The sequence below is a fragment of the Streptomyces flavofungini genome (assembly GCF_041028215.1).
Classification (GTDB): Bacteria; Actinomycetota; Actinomycetes; order Streptomycetales; family Streptomycetaceae; genus Streptomyces; species Streptomyces flavofungini_B.
Window position 1 is genome coordinate 1 of record NZ_JASKYR010001176.1, and the last position, 1,335, is coordinate 1,335.

The 1,335-nt window shown below is 73.2% G+C and carries 1 protein-coding gene; it reads left to right on the forward strand.

All coding sequences use genetic code 11. The annotated features are described in order from the left end of the window. Nucleotides 1-240 precede the first annotated feature (240 nt). Nucleotides 241-1,335 (forward strand): carboxylate--amine ligase (locus AB8Z36_RS39505; protein WP_369218185.1); only part of this gene is annotated, 1,095 nt, incomplete at its 3' end.

A 1,335-nucleotide genomic window follows, 5' to 3' on the forward strand; every position in this document is an offset into this window, starting at 1 on the left:
TCGCGCAGGACGCCCGCCGTGTAGGCGGGCGCGGCGGCGAGGGCCACCGACACGACGATCCCTCCCGCGATGAAGGAAATCCGTTCCCTGCGTCGCACACACCGTGGGGCCATGACCGCTCCTCTTCTGCCGCCTCGCGTACTGATTCGCCGTCATTCGTATTTCTATTGCGCCAATCGAGTTTCTAATCCTGGGTTACGCCACCTCGCCCACAAGGGCGACCGAGCAGGGAGGACGAATTTGCTTCCTCTGGACACAAGGACCCCCGCGGTCCTGCTGCGGACCGACCGCAATCCCTTTCACCATGGGACGCTCGGCGCCGTTCGTTCGCTGGGGCGCGCGGGCGTCGAGGTCCATCTGGTGGCCGACGACCACGGAAGTCCCGTACGGCATTCGCGATATCTGCGCCGGATGCATCCGCCGCCCCCGCCCGGGGCGCCGCTCCCCGAGGTCCTCCGGGTCCTGCGGCGGGTCGCGCGGCACCTCACCGAACCCGCCGTCCTCATCCCCATGGACGACGCGGGCGCCCTCGCGGTGAGCGCCCTGCACGCGGAGTTGAGCGACTTCTATCTGCTGCCGCGCCCGGCGGGCGACACCGCCGAGCGCGTCGCGGACAAGATCACGCTCGCGCGGGTGTGCGAGCGGGCCGGTGTCGCGCATCCGCCCACCGCCGTACCGGAGTCGGCCGCCGACGCCGCCCGCGCCGCGCACCGCCTCGGCCTTCCCGCCCTGGCGAAGTGGAGCCGCCCCTGGCTGCTCCCGCACGCCGCGGGCCTGCGCAGCACCACCGTCATCACCTCCCCGCAGGAGGCGGCGGCCCTCTTCGAGCGGCGCGGCGAGGCGGGCAGCCCGCTGCTCCTCCAGGCGTTCGTGCCCGGGGCCGGGGACGCGGACTGGTTCGTCCACGGCTGCGCGGGGCACGACGGCGTCGTACGCGGCGGCGGTACCGGACGCAAGCACCGCTCCTGGCCGCGCTCGGCCGGACTCACGGTGAGCGGCGAGTGGTCGGCGAACCCCGAACTGTGGTCCGCGGCGCGCAGAATCGTCTCCGCCCTGGGCTACCGCGGCATCTTCGACCTGGACTTCCGCCGGGACGCCCGGACCGGCGACTTCCACCTCATCGACTTCAACCCGCGCCCGGGTGCCCAGTTCCGCCTCTTCGCCGACGGCGCGGGGACGGACGTGGTGCGCGCCCTGCACCTGGGCCTCACCCACCGCCCCGTGCCCGCGCCGCGCCCCCTCGACGGCCGCACGTTCCTGGTGGAGAACTACGCGCCGCTCGCTGCCCTGCGCTCCCTGGCACCGCCGGGGCGGCGCGTAGTTCTCCACCAGGAA